This is a genomic window from Stutzerimonas sp. Brlt_14, assembly GCF_051948915.1.
Taxonomy (GTDB): Bacteria; Pseudomonadota; Gammaproteobacteria; order Pseudomonadales; family Pseudomonadaceae; genus Stutzerimonas; species Stutzerimonas stutzeri.
The window spans coordinates 442,272-461,497 of sequence record NZ_JAYJLM010000003.1 but is presented as its reverse complement, the minus strand read 5'-3'; the positions used below and the strand labels follow the sequence as shown (position 1 = coordinate 461,497).

At 66.9% G+C, this 19,226-nt stretch carries 16 protein-coding genes; 8 read left to right on the top strand and 8 right to left on the bottom strand.

Annotated features, from left to right (window positions below):
- Positions 1–33: 33 nt before the first annotated feature.
- Entirely contained in the window at positions 34–1,017 is a 984-nt protein-coding gene (gene znuA, locus VF716_RS09300; RefSeq protein ID WP_440552566.1) for a zinc ABC transporter substrate-binding protein ZnuA, read from the bottom strand.
- Positions 1,018–1,081: 64 nt separating this feature from the next.
- On the opposite strand from znuA, the gene zur reads away from it, so the two are divergent.
- From zur to VF716_RS09280, 4 genes are read left to right on the top strand one after another with little or no spacing between them, the layout of a single operon-like run.
- A complete protein-coding gene (gene zur / locus VF716_RS09295; RefSeq protein WP_045159565.1) occupies positions 1,082–1,567 on the top strand; it encodes a zinc uptake transcriptional repressor Zur in 486 nt (161 codons plus the stop codon).
- Positions 1,564–2,334 (top strand): zinc ABC transporter ATP-binding protein ZnuC, encoded by a 771-nt coding sequence (gene znuC, locus VF716_RS09290; RefSeq protein ID WP_013981213.1) that lies wholly within the window; start codon positions 1,564–1,566, stop codon positions 2,332–2,334. The genes zur and znuC overlap by 4 nt, the downstream gene beginning before the upstream one ends.
- A 12-nt stretch (positions 2,335–2,346) precedes the next feature.
- Positions 2,347–3,132: a zinc ABC transporter permease subunit ZnuB gene (gene znuB / locus VF716_RS09285; RefSeq protein WP_014595334.1), complete on the top strand. Its 786-nt coding sequence runs from the start codon at positions 2,347–2,349 to the stop codon at positions 3,130–3,132.
- Entirely contained in the window at positions 3,129–3,641 is a 513-nt protein-coding gene (locus VF716_RS09280) for a YgjP-like metallopeptidase domain-containing protein (RefSeq protein WP_440552564.1), read from the top strand. The genes znuB and VF716_RS09280 overlap by 4 nt, the downstream gene beginning before the upstream one ends.
- A 42-nt stretch (positions 3,642–3,683) precedes the next feature.
- On the opposite strand, the gene VF716_RS09275 is transcribed toward VF716_RS09280, so the two are convergent.
- Both VF716_RS09275 and katE read right to left on the bottom strand, forming a co-directional pair.
- Positions 3,684–5,168, bottom strand: a complete 1,485-nt coding sequence (locus VF716_RS09275; RefSeq protein WP_440552562.1) for a DASS family sodium-coupled anion symporter — start codon at positions 5,166–5,168, stop codon at positions 3,684–3,686.
- A gap of 201 nt (positions 5,169–5,369) precedes the next feature.
- On the bottom strand, positions 5,370–7,544 hold the full coding sequence (gene katE, locus VF716_RS09270) for a catalase HPII (RefSeq protein WP_440552676.1): 2,175 nt from the start codon (positions 7,542–7,544) through the stop codon (positions 5,370–5,372).
- A gap of 225 nt (positions 7,545–7,769) precedes the next feature.
- On the opposite strand from katE, the gene VF716_RS09265 reads away from it, so the two are divergent.
- Genes VF716_RS09265 through VF716_RS09255 form a run of 3 tightly spaced genes read left to right on the top strand, consistent with a single transcriptional unit; the run spans position 7,770 to position 10,286 of the window.
- The gene (locus VF716_RS09265; protein ID WP_013981209.1) at positions 7,770–8,777 is read left to right on the top strand and encodes a methionine ABC transporter ATP-binding protein; all 1,008 of its coding nucleotides are present in this window, start codon (positions 7,770–7,772) and stop codon (positions 8,775–8,777) included.
- Positions 8,777–9,454 (top strand): methionine ABC transporter permease, encoded by a 678-nt coding sequence (locus tag VF716_RS09260; RefSeq protein ID WP_011911288.1) that lies wholly within the window; start codon positions 8,777–8,779, stop codon positions 9,452–9,454. Before VF716_RS09265 ends, VF716_RS09260 begins: the two co-directional genes overlap by 1 nt.
- 58 nt (positions 9,455–9,512) lie before the next feature.
- Positions 9,513–10,286 carry a MetQ/NlpA family ABC transporter substrate-binding protein gene (locus VF716_RS09255; protein ID WP_019407339.1) on the top strand — a complete coding sequence of 258 codons (774 nt, stop codon included), beginning with the start codon at positions 9,513–9,515 and terminating at the stop codon, positions 10,284–10,286.
- Between the two features lie 112 nt (positions 10,287–10,398).
- Here the strand turns inward: VF716_RS09255 and VF716_RS09250 are convergent, their stop codons facing one another.
- The gene (locus tag VF716_RS09250) at positions 10,399–11,004 is read right to left on the bottom strand and encodes an eCIS core domain-containing protein (protein WP_125856675.1); all 606 of its coding nucleotides are present in this window, start codon (positions 11,002–11,004) and stop codon (positions 10,399–10,401) included.
- A gap of 83 nt (positions 11,005–11,087) precedes the next feature.
- Positions 11,088–13,157, bottom strand: a complete 2,070-nt coding sequence (gene treS, locus VF716_RS09245; RefSeq protein WP_125856676.1) for a maltose alpha-D-glucosyltransferase — start codon at positions 13,155–13,157, stop codon at positions 11,088–11,090.
- A 165-nt stretch (positions 13,158–13,322) separates the two neighbouring features.
- On the opposite strand from treS, the gene VF716_RS09240 reads away from it, so the two are divergent.
- Positions 13,323–15,026: an alpha/beta hydrolase gene (locus tag VF716_RS09240; protein WP_045159562.1), complete on the top strand. Its 1,704-nt coding sequence runs from the start codon at positions 13,323–13,325 to the stop codon at positions 15,024–15,026.
- On the opposite strand, the gene VF716_RS09235 is transcribed toward VF716_RS09240, so the two are convergent.
- From VF716_RS09235 to VF716_RS09225, 3 genes are all read right to left on the bottom strand, one after another.
- Complete coding sequence (locus VF716_RS09235; protein ID WP_440552558.1) at positions 15,005–16,522, bottom strand: PepSY domain-containing protein; 1,518 nt, start codon at positions 16,520–16,522, stop codon at positions 15,005–15,007. The two genes, VF716_RS09240 and VF716_RS09235, sit on opposite strands and share 22 nt — an antisense overlap.
- 5 nt (positions 16,523–16,527) lie before the next feature.
- Positions 16,528–18,567, bottom strand: a complete 2,040-nt coding sequence (locus tag VF716_RS09230) for a TonB-dependent receptor (protein WP_440552556.1) — start codon at positions 18,565–18,567, stop codon at positions 16,528–16,530.
- Between the two features lie 123 nt (positions 18,568–18,690).
- The gene (locus tag VF716_RS09225; protein WP_125873005.1) at positions 18,691–19,086 is read right to left on the bottom strand and encodes a DUF2946 domain-containing protein; all 396 of its coding nucleotides are present in this window, start codon (positions 19,084–19,086) and stop codon (positions 18,691–18,693) included.
- Positions 19,087–19,226 lie beyond the last annotated feature (140 nt).

Here is a 19,226-nt window from a genome sequence, read left to right as displayed (position 1 = left end):
TGACCAACTGAACTCACCAGACAGGCCTCCAGATCACAGCGACTCCAGGCAGTCCGCCAGGGTGTCGCCCAAACCTTCGAGCAACTGTTCGTAGCCCTTGGCGTCCGTCGGCAGGCCGACGCCCAGCACATCCAGTTCAGCCATCTTCACCGGCAAGCCGGCGGTCAGCGTTTCAGCCAGACGCGGGCGCGCCGGCGGCTCGCTGAACACGCAGCTCGGTCCGGCTTGCTGCAGGCGCTCGCGCATAGCCGCCACATGTCGCGCGCCCGGCTGCGCTTCGCCACCGGCAGTGAACACGCCGGCATGGCGCAGCCCGTAGGCGGCCTCGAAGTAGTCATAGGCCTCATGGAAGACGAAGAACGGCTTGTTCTGCACCTTGGCGAAACGCTGCCTGAGCCGACCGTCGAGTGCCTCGACGCGCTCGGCGAAAGCGCTGCTGTTGGCCTGGTAGCGCCCGGCGTTGGCCGGATCGGCAGCAGCCAGATCCGCCGCCATGCGCTCGGCGATCACCACCGCGTTGGCCGGCAGCAGCCACAGGTGCGCATCGAGCGAACCCGGACGATGGTCGTGATCGTGCTCGTCGGCATGGGCGGCGTGGTCGTGCTCATGCCCGTCATGCGCGTCATCGTGATCGTGATCGTGATCGTGATGATCGTCCTCGGCATGTGTGTGCGCATCGCCGAAGCGCCGCAGGGTCAGCTTCGGTAGGTCCTGCACGGCCACCGTCGTCCCTTCACGAGCGCTCAGCGCGCGCGGCAGGAAGCTCTCCAGATCCGGGCCGATCCAGTAGAACAGCTCGGCATCGCGCAGACGCCGCACGTCGGACGGGCGCAGCGAATAGTGGTGCGCCGAGGCGCTGGCCGGCAGCAGCACATCGGGCTGGCCGACGCCGTCCTGCACCGCCGCGGCAATCAGCTGCAAGGGCTTGATGCTGGTCAGAACGCGCACTTCGGCCTGGGCGCAGGTGGCACCGGCGAGCAGCGCCGCCAGCAACGGGAGGGAGAAAAGACGATTCACGGGCATCACTCGAAGGGGTTGAATTGGTACATAATAACGTCTCTCCCCCAACACGTCGCCGCCCATGTCCAAGACCCCGCTGGCCTGCACGCCCCATGACCACGACCACTGCGTCAGCCACGCGCTGGCCGAAGCCGACAGCCTCTGCGCGCGCCAGGGCGTGCGCCTGACCGCGCTGCGCAAGCGCGTGCTGGAGCTGGTCTGGCAGAGCCACAAGCCGCTCGGCGCCTACGACATTCTTGCCGTGCTGAGCGAGCAGGACGGCCGACGCGCCGCGCCGCCCACCGTGTACCGCGCGCTGGATTTCCTCTTGGAGAACGGCCTGGTGCACCGCATCGCCTCGCTCAACGCCTTCATCGGCTGCAACCACCCGGAGCATCCGCATCAGGGCCAGTTCCTCATCTGTCGTCTCTGCCACACCGCCATCGAGCTGGAGCGCCCGGCCATCGCCGAGGCCATCGACAGCGCCGCGAGCAGCGTCGGCTTCTCCGTCGAAGGCCAGACCGTGGAAGTCGTCGGGCTCTGCTCGAACTGCCGGAACGCCGCATGAGCGAGGTACTGCTGCGGCTGGATGACATCCATGTGCGCTTCGCCAACCAGAACGTGCTGGAAGGCGCGCAACTGCAGGTGCATCGCGGCGAGATCGTCACCCTGATCGGCCCCAACGGGGCCGGCAAGACCACCCTGGTGCGCGCCGTGCTCGGCCTGCTCAAGCCCGACCATGGCCAGGTCTGGCGCAAGCCGCGGCTGCGCGTCGGCTACATGCCGCAGAAGCTGCACGTCGACCCCACCCTGCCCTTGTCGGTGCTGCGCTTTCTGCGCCTGGTCCCCGGCGTCGACCGCGCACGCGCCCTCGCGGCGCTGGGTGAAGTCGGTGCCGAGCATGTGATCGACAGCCCGCTGCAGAAGATCTCCGGCGGCGAAATGCAGCGCGTGCTGCTCGCCCGCGCCCTGCTGCGCGAACCGGAGCTGCTGGTGCTGGACGAACCGGTGCAGGGCGTCGACGTCGCCGGCCAGGCCGAGCTGTACCGGCTGATCGGCGTGCTGCGCGACCGCTACGGCTGCGGCGTGCTGATGGTCTCCCACGACCTGCACCTGGTGATGAGTGCCACCGATCAGGTGGTCTGCCTGAACCGCCACGTCTGCTGCTCGGGGCATCCGGAACAGGTCAGCAGCGACCCGGCCTTCGTCGAGCTGTTCGGCCAGGATGCGCGCAGCCTGGCGATCTACCACCACCAGCACGATCACAGCCACGACCTGCACGGCAGCGTGGTGATCGGCAAACCCCACGTCCACGGCCCGGACTGCAAGCACTAGACAGAGCATCAGATGCCCGATTTCCTTCTCAACGCGCTGCTCGCCGGCCTCGCCCTGGCGCTGGTCGCCGGCCCGCTCGGCTCCTTCGTCGTATGGCGGCGCATGGCCTATTTCGGCGACACCCTGTCCCACGCCGCGCTGTTCGGCGTCGCCCTCGGGCTGATGCTGGACGTCAACCTGACGCTGGCGGTGACCGTCGGCTGCGTGCTGCTCGCCCTGCTGCTGGTGACCCTGCAGCAGCGCCAGCCGCTGGCCTCCGACACCCTGCTCGGCATCCTGGCCCACAGCACGCTATCGCTCGGCCTGGTCTCGCTGAGCTTCATGAAGGATGTGCGTGTCGACCTGATGGGCTACCTGTTCGGCGACCTGCTGGCCGTCGGGCCGAGCGACCTGGCCTGGATCATCGGCGGCAGCGCACTGGTGCTGCTGATGCTGATCCCGCTGTGGCGGCCGCTGCTGGCGATCACCGTGCACGAGGAGCTGGCCAAGGTCGAAGGCCTGCCAGTGGCCGGCATCCGCCTGGCGCTGATGCTGCTGATCGCCGTGGTGATCGCCGTGGCGATGAAGATCGTCGGCGTGCTGCTGATCACCTCACTGCTGATCATTCCCGCCGCCGCCGCACAGCGCCATGCGCGCACGCCGGAACAGATGGCGCTGGGCGCGAGCATCCTGGGAATCGTCGCCGTGTGCCTGGGGCTGACGCTGTCCTGGTACGAGGACACTCCGGCCGGCCCGTCCATCGTGGTCAGCGCCGCCGCACTGTTCCTGCTCAGCTTCGCCTGGCCGAAGCGCGCATGACCGATCTCAAGTACCTGCGCGGCTACCCTGAAGCGCTGCTGACTCAGGTACGCCAGCTGATTGCAGAGGACCGTCTGGGCGATTATCTGCAGCGGCGTTACCCCGCACGGCACGAGGTGCAGAGCGACAAGGCGCTGTACGGCTACGTGCAGACGCTCAAGCAGGAGTACCTGAAAAGCACGCCGCCGATCGACAAGGTGCTCTACGACAATCGGCTGGACCTGACCCACCGGGCGCTGGGCCTGCATACCGCGGTATCACGGGTGCAGGGCGGCAAGCTCAAGGCAAAGAAGGAGATCCGCGTCGCCGCACTGTTCCGCGACGCGGCGCCGGAGTTTCTCAGGATGATCGTGGTGCACGAACTCGCCCATCTGCGTGAGAGCGAGCACAACCGTGCCTTCTACAAGCTGTGCGAACACATGCTGCCCGGCTACGGGCAGATCGAGTTCGATCTGCGCCTGTTCCTGCACTGGCGCGAGCTGGAGGCGCTACCGGGCAAGAACGCCTAGCGCATCAGTGCTGCCAGGCGTCGATCCGAAATGTTGGGCTGCTCAGATCCAACCCAGCCAGCGCCACCAGGTCATCGCGAACAACAACATGGTCAAATAACCGATCAGCGTCACCAGCACGCCGACCTTGGCGAACTGCCGGGCGCTGAAGGTTTCAGTGCCCAGGCAGACCATGTTCTGCGGTGCGTTGATTGGCAGGATGAAGCCGTAACTGACGACGAAACCGAGCAGCATGGTCATCCCCAGCCGGCTGAAGTCGCCCGGCAGGCTCAGCAACACCGAAATCAGGATCGGCAGCATCGCCGAGGTCAGCGCCGTGGCACTGGCAAAGCCCAGGTGGATCACGATGAGAAAGGCGCCAAGGATGGCGAAGATGCCCAGCGGCCCCACCACGCCAAGCCCGGTGTGGGCCACCACCTGCGCGCCGAGCCACTGTCCGGCCTGGGTCGTGAGCAATACCGTGCCGAGGCTGATCCCGACCCCGAAGACGATCACCGTACCCCAGGGCACCCGCGTCTGGACCTCCTTCCAGTTCATCACGCCGATGCGCGGCAGCATCAGGATTACCAGGCCGGCGTAGGTGGTGCTGGTGGTGTCGAAGCTGTGCAGCTTGCCCTCGGTGGCCCAGCACAGCAGCAGCCCGATGGACACGGCGAGCAGGCGCTTCTGCGCCGAGGTCATCGGCCCGAGTTCGGCGAGCGAGCGGGCCACGGCTTCCTTGCCACCGGCTATCCGCTCGGTTTCTGGCGGCAGCAGCTTGAGCACGATGAACAGCAGCACGAAGGACATCAGCACGGCCCAGGGTGCGCCGGCGATGAGCCAGTCGATCCAGCTGACCCGCTCACCCAGCAGTTTGTCCATGAAGCCCACCAGCAGCAGGTACTGTGCCGCCGCGGTCTGGATGCCGATATTCCAGATGCTGGTGCCCTGGGCAACGATGATCATCATGCCGGCGGCGAAATTCGAACGCTTGTCGATGCCGAACGCGGTGATGATGCCGAGCATGATCGGCACCACGCAGGCGGCGCGCGCCGTGGCGCTGGGCACCACCAGGCTGAGCAGGACGATGACCACCAGGGTGCCGCCGAGAATGTGCCGCGAACTGGTGCCGACCCTGGAGAGGGTCATCAGCGCAATGCGACGGTCGAGCCCGGTAAGCGTCATCGCCGCGGCGATGAACAGCGCGCCCGCGACCAGGGCCAAGGCGGGATTGGCAAAACCGGAAAGCCCCATGCCGATCGCCTTCGAGGTGCCGTAGACCACCTCGGGGTTCTCCAGCGTGGGTGCCGTGCCGACGAGAAACGCCAGCAGCGCGGTGATCATGATTGCGCTGACCTCGTAGGACACCGCTTCGGTGATCCACACCACCACTGCAAACACCAGGATGGCCAGCACCCGCTGGCCGGCCACGGGCAAATCGGCAGGCAACGGCATCAGCAGCACGCCAATCAGCGCAAGCATGGCCACCAACAGGCCGATCGGGATGCCGAGCAGCCCCTGACGGGCTGCAGTTTGGGTATCGCTCATGGTCTGGCTCCATTCGCTGACAGATACGCTTACAGCATGGGCGAGCCAGGCAGCCGCAACCATGACCTGGGTCTATTGCAGGCTCTTGCGCCGAGTTAACCAAATAAAAAAGCAGAACGCCGGCATGCGCCGGCGTTCTGTGGTCGATGGCTTACAGCCAGGTTCGAGCGGGCTGGCGCCTGCTCGAACCTGGCGCAAACCTCAGGCGGGGATGGCCTCCGCGGCGGCCTCGCGCGCCCAGACACGATGCTGACCGAGTGCCTGGGCAAAGTTGCCGAACACCCCATCCACATCATCGCCTTCCAGCAGACCAGCGTCGGGCTGCAGGCCCAGGGTCGCCAGCAGCGGACGCGCGGCGCCGAGCATGACGATAGGTTTCAGGTGCTTGTAGGCCTCCAGCACGTAGTGCTTGGCCTCGCCGGACTTGGCCATGGCCGCCGCCGCATCGGCACCGCCGGGGACGAACACGGCGTCGAACATCACCGAGGGCATGCCGTCCATCGCGGCGTCGACCGGCAGCATCTTGCCGTCCGCCGTCTTCACCGGCGCCGGCGAGGGGCCGACGATCTTGGCCAGCGCGCCCTGCTCGGCCAGCTTGGCCTTGAATGCATCGATCGCCGCACCATCGACGCCGTTGGCCACCAGAATGGCGATCTTGCGCGACTTGATATTGCCCGGTGCGTGGTTCATCAAACTCAGGGCCGGCGAGCTCTGCGGGGTCGGTACCTTCGGCGCTACGGTCGGCGCAGCGGGTGCCGGCAGGCCGAGGTTCTCGGCCACGCGGCGGGCCAGCTCCAGGTCGATGTTGGCGAGGATCTCGTTGACCTGACGCTCACGGATGAACACCCGCTCGACCTTGCCCAGCTCGAAGGTATAGGCACCGATGATGTGCTCCTTCTCCGGGCCGCTCATGCTGTTCCAGAACAGCGTGGCCTGGGAGAAGTGGTCGCCGAAGGACTCGCTGCGGTTGCGGATCTTGTGGCCTTCGACCCGCTCGGGATAGCTCTCGAAACCGCCGCCCTGAGCTGCCGGCGGGGTTTCCTTGGGCCAGCCGTTGTCGATGGAGTTGGGCTCGTAGTTGGCGCGGCCCTTGTGGATCGTCTGGCGATGGAAGGCGTCGCGCTGGTTGTTGTGGAACGGACACAGCGGACGGTTGATCGGGATTTCGTGGAAGTTCGGCCCACCGAGACGCAGCAGTTGGGTGTCGGTGTAGGAGAACAACCGGCCCTGCAGCAGCGGGTCGTTGGTGAAGTCGATGCCCGGCACGATATGGCCGATGTGGAAGGCGGCCTGCTCGGTCTCGGCGAAGAAGTTGTCCGGGTTGCGGTTGAGGGTCATCTTGCCGAGCTTCTGCACCGGCACCAGCTCCTCGGGGATGATTTTGGTCGGGTCCAGCAGGTCGAAGTCGAACTTGTGCTCGTCGGCCTCCTCGACCACCTGCACGCCCAGCTCCCACTCGAAGTAGTCGCCCATCTCGATGGACTCCCACATGTCGCGGCGGTTGAAGTCCGGGTCCTTGCCGGCGATCTTCAGCGTTTCGTCCCAGACCAGCGAGAAGGCGCCGGCCACCGGCTTCCAGTGGAATTTGACGAAGCGGCTGACGCCCTCGGCATTGATCAGGCGGAAGGTGTGCACGCCGAAGCCTTCCATCGCCCGATAGCTGCGCGGCAGGGCGCGGTCGGACATGGTCCAGAGCACCATATGCGCGGACTCAGGCGTCAGCGAGACGAAATCCCAGAAGGTATCGTGGGCCGATTGCGCCTGCGGGATCTCGTTGTGCGGCTCGGGTTTCACCGCGTGGACGAAGTCCGGAAACTTGATGGCGTCCTGGATGAAGAACACCGGCATGTTGTTGCCGACCAGGTCGAAGTTGCCCTCGTCGGTGTAGAACTTGGTGGCGAAGCCGCGCACGTCGCGCACGGTGTCCGCCGAGCCGCGCGAGCCCTGCACAGTGGAGAAGCGCACGAACACAGGCGTCTCCTTGCCTTCGGCGGCGAGGAACGAGGCCTTGGTCAGCCAGCTGTGGTCGGCGTAGCTGACGAACACGCCGTGCGCCGCGGCACCGCGGGCATGCACGATGCGCTCGGGGATGCGCTCATGGTCGAAGTGGGTGATCTTCTCGCGCATGATGAAATCTTCGAGCAGCGAGGGCCCACGGTCGCCGGCCTTGAGGGTGTTCTGGTTGTCGGCGATCTTCACGCCCTGATTGGTGCGCAGCGCCTCGCCGGTGGCGTCGCTGCGAAACGCTTCCAGCTGGTCGAGCTTGGCGTTGTGATTGGCGCGGTCGACAGTGTCGGTACCGGCCAGCTCGCTCTGTTGCGGGGTTTTGTCGGTCATGGTGGGCCTCCGTTTGCGGTGAGCGGTACCGCGAACGATCGGCCCGGAACGCGGGGCAGACACATGATCGATTCACGGCGTACCGGTTAGTGACCCCATTGATCACCGCAAGGTTGCCGCCTGCGACGATTTGCTTTGCCTATCAGCGCCATGGATTTGCTCAATCGCAGCGGCGCAGGCGAGCGACGTCGCCGGCAAACGGGTAGAATGCCGGGCTTTCGCCGATCATCCCGGCAACAAACGTCGCACCCACAAGGTTCGCCCGTGATCGAATTCCATCAAGTCCATAAAACCTATCGGACCGCCGGCCGCGATATTCCCGCGCTGCAACCGACGCAGCTGGAAATCGCCTCCGGTGAAGTGTTCGGTCTGATCGGCCATTCCGGCGCCGGCAAAAGCACGCTGCTGCGCCTGATCAACCGCCTCGAGGAGCCCTCCGGCGGACGCATCCTGGTCAACGGCGAAGACGTCACCGCGCTGGATGCCGACGGCCTGCGGCGCTTCCGCCAGCGCGTCGGGATGATCTTTCAGCACTTCAACCTGCTGATGTCCAAGACGGTGGCCGACAACGTCGCCATGCCGCTGCGCCTGGCCGGCATCCGCTCGCGCAGCGAGATCGACGCCCGCGTCGCCAGCCTGCTCGAACGCGTCGGGCTCAAGGACCATGCACGCAAGTACCCGGCACAGCTCTCCGGCGGCCAGAAGCAGCGCGTCGGCATCGCCCGCGCGCTGGCCACCGAGCCGAGCATCCTGCTCTGCGACGAGGCCACCAGCGCCCTCGATCCACAGACCACCGCCTCGGTGCTGCAACTGCTGGCCGAGATCAACCGCGAGCTGAAGCTGACCATCGTGCTGATCACCCATGAGATGGACGTGATCCGCCGTGTCTGCGACCGCGTGGCGGTGATGGACGGCGGCGCGATCGTCGAACAGGGTCCGGTGACCGAGGTGTTCCTGCATCCCAAGCATCCGACCACCCAGCGTTTCGTGCTGGAAGACGAGGCGGTGGACGAGGGCGACATGCACGATGACTTTGCCCACGTGCCGGGTCGCATCCTGCGCCTGACGTTCCAGGGCGACGCCACCTACAAGCCGCTGCTGGGCACTGTCGCCCGTGAAACCGGGGTCGACTACAGCATCCTGTCCGGGCGCATCGACCGCATCAAGGACACCCCCTACGGCCAGCTCACCCTGGCGCTGATCGGTGGTGACATGGCAGCGGCGATGAGCCGTCTGCAAGCCGCTGACGTGCATGTGGAGGTGCTGCGCTGATGGAAGCCTTGTTCAGCTCTTTGTTGGGGAACGTGGACTGGTACGAAATCTGGCTGGCCACGCTGGACACCCTGCTGATGCTCGGCGGCTCGCTGCTGTTCACCATTCTGCTCGGCCTGCCGCTGGGCGTGCTGCTGTTTCTCAGCGGTCCGCGCCAGCTGTTCGAGAACGGCCCGCTGTACGCCGCGCTGTCGTTCGTGGTCAACGTGCTGCGCTCGCTGCCGTTCATCATCCTGCTGATCGTGATGATTCCGTTCACCGTGCTGATCACCGGCACCTCGCTGGGCGTGGCCGGTGCCATCCCGCCGCTGGTGGTGGGCGCCGCGCCGTTCTTCGCGCGGCTGGTGGAGACCGCGCTGCGCGAGGTCGACCGCGGCATCATCGAGGCGACCCAGGCCATGGGCGCCACCACCCGGCAGATCATCTTCAGCGCATTGCTGCCGGAAGCGCGTCCGGGCATCATCGCCGCCATCACCGTCACCGCCATCACCCTGGTGTCCTACACCGCGATGGCCGGTGTGGTGGGTGCCGGCGGCCTTGGCGACCTGGCCATCCGCTTCGGCTACCAGCGCTTCCAGACCGACGTGATGGTGGTCACCGTGGTCCTGCTGCTGGTGCTGGTGCAGCTGCTGCAGAGCCTCGGCGACCGGCTGGTGACCCACTTTTCGCGCAAATGAACCGCAACCAGGGCGAGCGAACCTTCGCACCCCGCTCAACTCCTGAAGGAACCGAACGATGAAGAAACTGATTGCCGCCCTGGCCACCGTCGCGGCGTTTTCCGCCCAGGCCGCCGAAACCCTGACCGTGGCCGCCACCGCCGTGCCGCATGCCGAGCTGCTGGAGTTCGTCAAGCCGCAGCTGGCCGAGCAGGGCGTGACGCTGAACGTCAAGGTATTCACCGACTACGTGCAGCCGAACATTCAGGTCGCCGAGAAGCGCCTGGACGCCAACTTCTTCCAGCACCAGCCGTACCTGGATGAATTCAACAAGGGCAAGGGCACCGAGCTGGTGAGCGTCGCCGGCGTACACATCGAGCCCTTCGGTGCCTACTCGAGCAAGGTTAAGTCGCTGGACGAACTGGCCAACGGCGCCACCGTGGTCATTCCCAACGATGCCACCAATGGCGGCCGCGCACTGCTGCTGCTGGACAAGGCCGGCGTGATCGGTCTGAAGGACGGCGCCGGCATCACCGCCACGCCGAAGGACATCGCCGAGAACCCGAAGAAGATCAAGATCCGCGAACTGGAAGCCGCGACCCTGCCGCGCGTGCTGACCCAGGTCGACCTGGCGCTGATCAACACCAACTACGCGCTGGAAGCCAAGCTGAACCCGACCCAGGACGCCCTGGTGATCGAGGGCAGCGACTCGCCGTACGTGAACATCCTGGTCGCCCGTCCGGACAACAAGGACAGCGATGCCATGCAGAAACTGGCTGCCGCGCTGCACAGCGAGCAAGTGCGCCAGTTCATCGAGGAGAAGTACAAGGGCGCCGTCGTTCCGGCCTTCTGAGCCTGACCGCGCAACCCGCGTCAGAAACCCCGCCTCGGCGGGGTTTTTCGTTTTCGCCGGCGTCATTGGTGGGCTTCAGCCCACATGCAGGCAGCAGCACCGATCAGCTCGCTCAGCGCCGCGTCTGCGTCTCGCGCAGGGCCTCTTCCACCTCACGTTCCAGCGCATAGGCCGGGCGCTCCACGGCACGGAAATCCTGTGTATAGCGCCAGGCGAACTCGGCGACGCCCCAGTCCAGATATTGCTCGACGTGCTTGAGCTCATGGGCCCAGAGCGCGACGTTGTCCCGGGCATCCTCCTCATGGCGAAAGACGATGACGTCGATCAGGGTCACGGCATTGACGTCCGGGTTGCGCAGCAGGGTGTTGCCGGCATTCAGCACCACCTCGTCGCCGACGCGGTACCGCGCACTCTCCAGCACGGCAAGATCGAAATACGGCTCGAGCTGCGAGCGGATGTGCAGCGGTATCGGCTCGACGCCGCCGGCCACCAGGCGGTCGCGCGACTGCTGGATCCAGTTCTGCAGGGCCAGGGTGGCCATACGCTGCACGCGGTCGTAGACCGCCTGTGGATCGCTGGCGGCGGCGGGCATGCAGAGGCAGGCGCCGCTCAGGCAGATCGGCTGCTGCCCGGGCGGGCAAGCGGTTTGGGCCCATACGGGCAGGGCAAGCAGCACCAGCGGCAGCAGCGCAAGGCGCAAAAGCGAAGTGAACGACACGGGATGGTCTCGACGGCGAGGGCGATGCGCGCCCCAGGCGCTGCGCACTATAGCCGTGCGCCCGGAGCACGCGAAGAGGGCGCTCAGATCACCGGCGGCGCGGCGCTCACCACACGCAGGGCGAGGCCCTCGTACGGATCGAGGTTGATCTGCAACTCGCAATCGTCGCTGAGGTCACCCTCCACGCTCTCATGGATGATGTCCACCACCGCGCCGGGCGCCACGCCGGGCAGGCAGATGGTCTCGCTGATCGGCTCGGCGCCGAAGTTCAGCGCGGTGAGCTGTACGCCCCTGCCGGCAGGCAGCTCGTGAACCATCACCAGGAGTCCTGGTGCCTTTACATCGGGAATCAGGATCTGCTTGCTGGCGGCGATGTCGTAGGCCTGGCGCACGCTGAGGATGCGCTTGAGTTGGCAGGCGAAGGAGCCTGGCCGCTGCAGCTGCTCGGCCAGGCTGCCGTACAGCGAGCGGGCCTTGGGCAGGCCTTCGGCGGAGACCGACGCCTCCGGCGCCAGATCGGCGAGGTCATAGCCGCCGCGATTGATCCAGCGGGTATCACCGTCGCCCATCAGGTGCTCGACCTGCTCGGGCGCCAGCGGCAGGGCGCCGACCAGATCCCAGCCGGAAAGGGCGAACACGCCGGGCTGCATGGCATTGAACATCACCAGCAGAATGTGCAGACGCTGGATCTGCTCCACCTCGGCCGGGCCGATGGCGTTCAGGTCACGGATGTTCAGCGCCGCCGCGATGACGCTGGCGGTGGTGCAGGCCACGCCGTTGGTGACGAACTTGAGGTTGTAGGGCGCATGCTCGCCGGTCAGCCGTTCGTAGAGCTCCTCGCGGATCAGCTCGCGCAGGTGTCCGCCGGGCAGGGTCTGGCCCTTGTAGTGGTAATGGTCGTAGGCGTGCAGCGTCCAGAAGTGCACCAGCTCCAGGGTCAGCTCGTCATGGTTCTGCAGCGCATGGATCAGTGACGCCGGGTCGATGCCGAAGGCGTGCACTTCGCGCAGCATCATGCGCAGGAATTCGGTATCGCCGGTGAGCAACGCATGGTGATAGGCCGGGCGGGTGATGAAGTCGTAGGACAGATCGGCCCCGCCGTGGGACATGGCGGCGATGTCATCGATGGTCAGGTTCAGCTCCTGGAAGCTGAAGCCGCCGGCCTTGCGGATCGCCCCGGCAAGCAGCTGGTTGCCGGTGACGGACAGCGGGTGGCCCTCCGACCAGGCGGTGCCCTCGGCGCGCCGTTCCACGCCGAGGAAGCCGTTGGCGTCCAGGCGCAGCACCCGGGCGCCGGTGACGTCGATGGCATGCAGCGCATCGCCGATGATCAGCTGCTGCGCGGCGAAGGTCGGGTCGAGCCAGTTCAGCGACGGCTGACCCTCCTTGAAGTAGTGCAGATAGACCCAGCGACGCACCTTGCCGTCGACCCCGGTGACCTCGCCGGTGACGCTCCAGTCGGTGTCCTTGATGCCCGGCTCGAAGAAGATCACCCGCTGCAGCTGGCCGACGATGTAGTGCTTTTCCTTGAGCCGGTCGACCACCGGCGGCAGCAGGTTGACCGAATCACGGCCGGCCGGCACCTCGGGCAGCAGCTCCCAGTCCTCCTCGCGGATTTCCACCATGTGGTACAGCCCGGGGTAGTCGCCATAGGCCATTTCCGCGAGGCGGAAGTCGGCACCTTTGCCGGTGTGTGCCGGCACGATGTCGTCGATGACGATGGCGTTGTGCGCCGCGGCCACCCGGCTGAGCTGCAGCATCTGCTCCTCGGTCCCCAGGCTCGGGTCGATATCGAAGCTGATGCGGTCGAAGTTGCCGTCGATGGTCGGGGTGAACTCGCGTCCGCGCAGCCCACCGGAACGCTTCATCGGCCCGTTGTGGATGCCCTGCACGCCGAGTTCGGAGAGCGCACTCCAGAGGCGGTCGTCGCCGAGGGCCTCGAGTACCGTGCCGCCTTCCGGCGTGATGATGGCCGCCGGATAGGCGGTGAACCACACCGAGGCGATGGCGCTGGCATCGCGCGGGCGGGCCTGGGCATAAGGCCGCTGCCAGAGACGCGCCTGGCCGGCGTAATGACGCGACCGCTCGCGGGCCGCATGCAGCATGGACTGGCTGACCAGCCATTCGATATAGGTGTTGTCTGGGATGCTCATCGGCGATCGGTTCCGGCAGCACTAGGGAAATGTAGACGTTTGAGTCGGCCGCTCGGCCATCGTTGCATCGGATTGGCCTGCTGCGGACCATCACGGGAACCGCACGACCGGACGCGCCTCGATATGCCGAGGCGGCGACGCCGTCACCCGACCGCGGAGATCTTCATGCTGCACCTGCCCGTCCTCTATATCTGGCGCTCGCTGTCCGGTTTCGGCTTGCTGCTGGGCACGCTGTTCTTCTGCGCGGCGCTGACGCCATCGCTGCTGCCGCGCTCGACGCTGAGCCAGGGCGTGCTGGCCGGCGCGGCGCTGGCGGTAGGCTATGGCCTCGGCGTGTTCTGGCGCTGGCTGTGGCGCTATCTGGAACTGCCGGAGCGCCCGGGCTGGCAGCGCGAGCGGGTCAATCTGCTGATCGCGGTCGGCTGCCTGCTGCTGGCCGGGTATTTCCTCAGCCAGGTCGCCGGCTGGCAGAACGCGGTACGCGCGCTGATGGGCATGCCGCCGGTGAGCAGCGCGCACCTGCTCGAAGTCATTCTCACCGCGCTGGCGACCTTTCTCATCCTGCTGACGCTGGCGCGTCTGTATCGGCTGGTGTCGCGCTTCGTCTCGCGGCACGCCGACCGCGTGCTGCCACGGCGCCTGGCCAACGTGATCGGCGTGCTGGTGGCGCTGGCGCTGTTCTGGTCGCTGCTCAGCGATGTGCTGGCGGCGCGGGCACTGCGCATGCTGGACGCATCCTTCGCGCAGTACGACGCCCTGATCGAACCGGAGACGGCACCACCGGCCTCGCCGCTGAAAAGCGGCAGCCGGGCCTCGTTGCTGCGCTGGGAGGAGCTGGGCCGCACCGGCCGCGAGTTCATCGGCTCCGGCCCGTCGGCGGCGGATATCAGCGCCTTGAGCGGCCGCTCGGCGCTCGAGCCGATTCGCGTCTACGTCGGTCTGCGCGCGGCAGAGACCCCGCGCCAGCGGGCGCGTCTGGCCTTGCGCGAGCTGCAGCGCAGCGGCGCCTTCGAGCGATCGGTGCTGGTGCTGGTGACGCCCACCGGTACCGGCTGGATCGACCCGGCGGCAATGAACGCAGTGGAATACCTGCACCACGGCGATATCGCCAGCGTGGCGTTGCAGTACTCCTATCTGAACAGCCCGCTGGCGCTGCTGGTGGAGGCCGACTACGGCCGCGACGTGGCCCGCGCGCTATTCGCCGAGATCTATGGCTACTGGACCGAACTGCCGGCCGAACGCCGACCGCGCCTGTATCTGCATGGCCTGAGCCTCGGCGCGCTGCATTCGCAACGCTCCTGGGAGCTGCACGAGCTGCTCGGCGATCCCATCCACGGCGCGCTTTGGAGCGGTCCGCCGTTTCGCAGCGACCTGTGGCGCACGCTCACCGACAGCCGCGACCCGGACAGCCCCGAATGGCGTCCACGGTTCCGTGATGGCCGCTTCGTCCGCTTCATGAACCAGCAGGGCACAGCGGAGCCGGCCGATGCGCCCTGGGGGCCGATGCGCCTGCTCTACCTGCAGTACGCCAGCGATCCGATCACCTTCTTCGACCATCGCTACGCCTGGCGCCGCCCCGACTGGCTGGCCGAGCCGCGCGGGCCGGATGTATCGCCGTCGCTACGCTGGTTCCCGCTGGTAACCATGTTGCAGCTGGCGGTGGACATGGCGGTGACCACGCCGACGCCGCCCGGCTACGGCCACGTCTATGCGCCGGCCGACTATGTCGATGCCTGGCGCCTGGTCAGCAGCCCGCCCGGCTGGAATGCCGACGCGCTGCAGCGCCTCAAGCTGCAGCTGACCCACGAACAGGCCCGCGCCGGCGAGCAGGACAGCAACGAAGCCGCCTACGACAACCGCGGCGGCTGAACCGGCCGGCGCACCTGGCGACGCCGCGCCCGCGGCCTTAGCCGTCGCCAGCCCAGCAGCACGCCGCTCAGGCTGATCACCAGCGCACCCGCGCTGAAGGCCAGCAGCAGGCCGTCGCGCAGCAGCGGCCGCTGCAGCAAGGGCAGCCAGTCCCAGCTGTGCAGCAGCTTGAACGCCCAGCGCACGGCACGCCGGCGCTGATCCAGCTGTTCGATGACGGCACCGCTGTAGGGATCGACGTGCAGCCAGGTCGTGGCCGGATCGTCGAAGCGCACCCGCAGCAGCGGCAAGCGGCGCGGTAGATGGCTGTATAGGCTTGGCTCGCTGCGAGCGTAGTAATGGAAATCCTCCTGTTCCAGCCACTCGAAGTGCAGCGACTGCTCCGGCCAGGCCTCGCGGACCTGGCGCTCCAGTACCGCGCGCTCAAGGTGTTCCTGCGCAGGCCCGGCGGACGCCGCGGGCAGAATGCGCGTATCGCCCCTGGCATCGAGGCCGACCAGATAGGGCTGATTGCCGAGCATATGCCACTGCAGTTCCACCGCTTCGAAACCAGCCGCGCGGAATCGGGCCAGCGAGGAGGCCAGATCCGCATCCAGCGCTTCGGCGTTTAGCGGCGCTTGCCGCAGCGCGGCGGCATCGATGGTCGAGCGTTTCTCGAACAACCCCCAGGGCTCCATCGACAGCATACCGCTGACCAGCCAGACCAGCAGCACGACGCCGACCAGCAGCCCGCCGACGTGGTGCACACGGCTGGCGCCAGCCGGGTAGGGCGAGTGCGATCCGTTGCGGTAGCGCCCGGTGAAGCGCCAGCGCAGCAGGCCGATCAGCATGCCCAGCAGCACCAGCACCGCGCCGAGCAGGGCGCCATAGACCAGCAGCGGCGACCAGGCGGCCTTCGGCATCACCTCGCGCAATGGATAGAGCCAGTGCAGCCAGGCGCCCAGCAGGTTCCAGGCCCGCTCGTGGGCGCTGGCATCGCGCACCACCAGCCCGCTGTGGCTGGAGACGTAGAGCAGGTGCCGTTCGGCATCGTCGGCTTGGACCCGATACAGCGGGCGCTCGCGGGCCAGCGCATGGTTGCGCGTCCAGGCATCTTCTTCGACCTGATCGAGCAGGCGCACTTCAGCCCCCTGGGTGAACTGCCGCGCGCTGGCCAGCGCCTCGGCAGGACCGATGCGCTCGATGCGCCGACCGCTGCGCGCATCCACCGCCAGCAGCGGTCCGTCGCCGTAGTCCAGCAGGTAGCGCGGTGAGCCGCCGGCACCGGTCAGGCGCAGGCTGAGCGGGGTACGCGGATCGCCACTGGCGACAAGCGCCGCACCCGGCGCGATGCAGCAATCGGCACTTAGCGGCTGCAGGCGTGAAAGGTGCTCCTCTGGCGTCAGCTTGGGGTAGCCGACGAAGAGCATCACCACGCCGCTGACGATCCAGAGCAGGACGAACAGACCGAGCCCGATGCCCAGCCAGCGGTGTGCGAGGTACAGATAGCGTTTCATGCCGGTCAGAAGTCCAGGGTCACGGCCGCATACAGCGCGCGGCCATCACCCGGCGCATGCAGTGTCTCGGCGCCGTCGTACCAGACGTACTCGTAGTAGCGGTCGGTGAGGTTCTTCAGCTGCAGTTCGACGGCCAGCTGCTCGGTCAGCTGGTAGCTGGCGCCCAGGTTGAATAGTACGTAGCCGCCGTACTTGCCCTGGGTGTTCTCGCGTTCGAGGTAGTAGTCGGTCTGGCCGTTGAGCCAGGCGCTGAGCTGCAGGTCCGGCGTCGCCTGGTAGGTGCTGCCGGCCGAGTACAGCCGCTGCGGCACATGATCGATCTCCTGGCCCTGGCTGGCCGGCAGGCTAGGGTCGGCCTTTTCGATCTCGGAGAACTGCCAGGAGTGCGCCAGCCACAGATTCAGAGCGCTGGCAGGGTAGAGGTTGAGCTGGGCGTCGTAGCCCCAGCGACGGGTCTGCCCGAGGTTTTCCGATTCGCCACTGGGATCGTTGAGCCGGCGCCCCACCTCGTCCGTGGCGACCTGCTCCCAGTAGGCAACGCGCCCGTCGAGCCAGTGCACCGGGCTGAACTTGATGCCGGTTTCCCAGCCGTCATTGATCGACGGCGAGAGATCGCTGGTGCGCGGCGGAACCTTGTAGGCGGCCGCGCCGGTACCGATCTGGAAGGTCCGCCCCCAGTTGCCATACAGGCTCAGCTGCTCGATGGGGGTGTAGATCAGGCTGATCTTCGGCTGCTCGATGCTGCCGTAGTCGTTGATCGCGTAATCGTTGCCACTCAGCTCGTCGGTGAAATCACCCCGAATGCGATCGACACGGAACGCCGGGATGATCTTCAGCGATTTCACCGGCTGGATCACCGCCTGCAGGTACGCGCCGTAGCTGTCGTAGTCGAAGCGCTGGTCGCGGGTCTGGGTCACCACCCGGCGCTCGACGGTGGTGTAGCGCTCGCTGCGGTTGCGCTGCTGTTCGGTGTCCAGCCCGCCTTCGAGGGCCAGGTCATGGAGCCAGGACACGTCCGGCCGGTAGGTCAGCGAAGTGCGCGCGCCGTAGTGCTTCTCCTCGCTGGTGCGTCGCTGTTGCGGCTGGGCCTGGGAGAAACGCACCCAGCGGTCGTCATCCAGGGTGTTGATCCAGACCTTGGTCGCCCAGCTGAGGTCGCTGGCCAGCTGGCTGTCCAGATGCAGGCTGAGCTGGTTCATGCGCCGCTCACCCATGTCGCTGGCCGACAGCGCATAGGACTGGCGGGGCGAGTGCCGTGCGTCCCCACGGGACAGGTACCCCGGCTCGTCCGCTTCGGCCTCGTAGTGCCGGGCGATCAGGCCCAGGCGCCAGTCGCCGGTGTCCGGCGTGTAGAACCATTTGCCGGACAGGCTGGTGCGCTCGCTGCCGGCATGGTCGCGGTAGCCATCGCTTTTCTGTTGGCCGATGAAGTAGTTCTGCGTCCAGTTGCCGCTTTCGATGCCCTTGGCCAGCTGCAGCTCCTGCGTGTCGTAGCTGCCGTAGCGCAGCCGCGCCTTGCCGTAGTCGCCACCGATGCGCGACTGCACGGCGACGTTGCCGGCGATGTTGTACAGGCCGTAGCGCGGATCGTTGGTACCGCGCACCACCTCGATGCCGTCGATCTCCAGCGGGAACAGCATGTCCAGGTAGGGCATGTTGCCGTCGTTGCTGTTGCTCGGGATGCCGTCGATCAGCAGCTTGACCGCGTTGACCTCGCCCTCGCCATTGAAGCCACGAAAGGACAGCTTGCCGGAGCTGGTGCCCTGGCCGAACTCGGAGAGCATCACCCCCGGCGCACGGCGGAACAGCTCCCAGCTATAGAGCACCGGCTGCTGTTCGAGGATGTCGCTGCCCAGCAGGTCCACCGAGCTGACCACGCTGCTGGTCGGCAGGCTGCCGCTGGACGGGTTCGCGGTGACGGTGCTGCTGCCCAGCGACAGTGCGGTATCGGCCAGGCTTGCCGGCAGATACGTGGCGGCCAGGGCCACGGTGAGAAGACGGGGCAGCGCGAGGCGCCGCGGAGATTGCGCAGAGAGGGGATGCATCTCGCAGGTTTCCTTGTGCAACAGGCATGGCCACGGCGAGCAGCCGTCGGCAGGCGCCGACACGCTGCCGGATGGCAGGTGCGGGCGGTTCAGGCACAGCGACTAAGGGTGACGCCGAGGGCGTCAGGCGAGGGGTGAGGCGCGCGGATTCAGCGAGGGCCACTGCTGGCGCGGAGATGGCCGGTGAACCCGGGTTTCGGCGATCCGGACAGAGCCTCCCTGCACGTCCTGCGGCAGCTGCAGCGACGGTGCCGGCAGTGCGGCGAGACCGATGGACCCTGCGCAGCAGCAGCACGGCGGCATCCCGCCATGGTGGGTGCCGGAGCCATGCTCGCCGGCCGTCTCGGCGCCGTGCATGGCATGGCCCGGCGATACGCCGGCCTGCTGCATCGGGCAATGCCCGCTCCAGCCCAGCAGCCGCTTGGCGTCAGCCGGCAGCATGCCGGACAGCGGCATGCTCAGCAGGTGCATCAGCAGGGCCAGGCTGGCGAGCCAGGCAGGTAGACGGCGACGGTTCATCGACGGCTCGACGGGGCGCAGTTGCGAATGGCGTTCATGATAGGAACGACTCTCGGGGAAAAGAGTTGCGCAAACTCAAGAAAGCCCATCGATTCTCATCCGGCTCGCGGCGCGGCCCACTTCGCCGCGCCGCGAGAGCC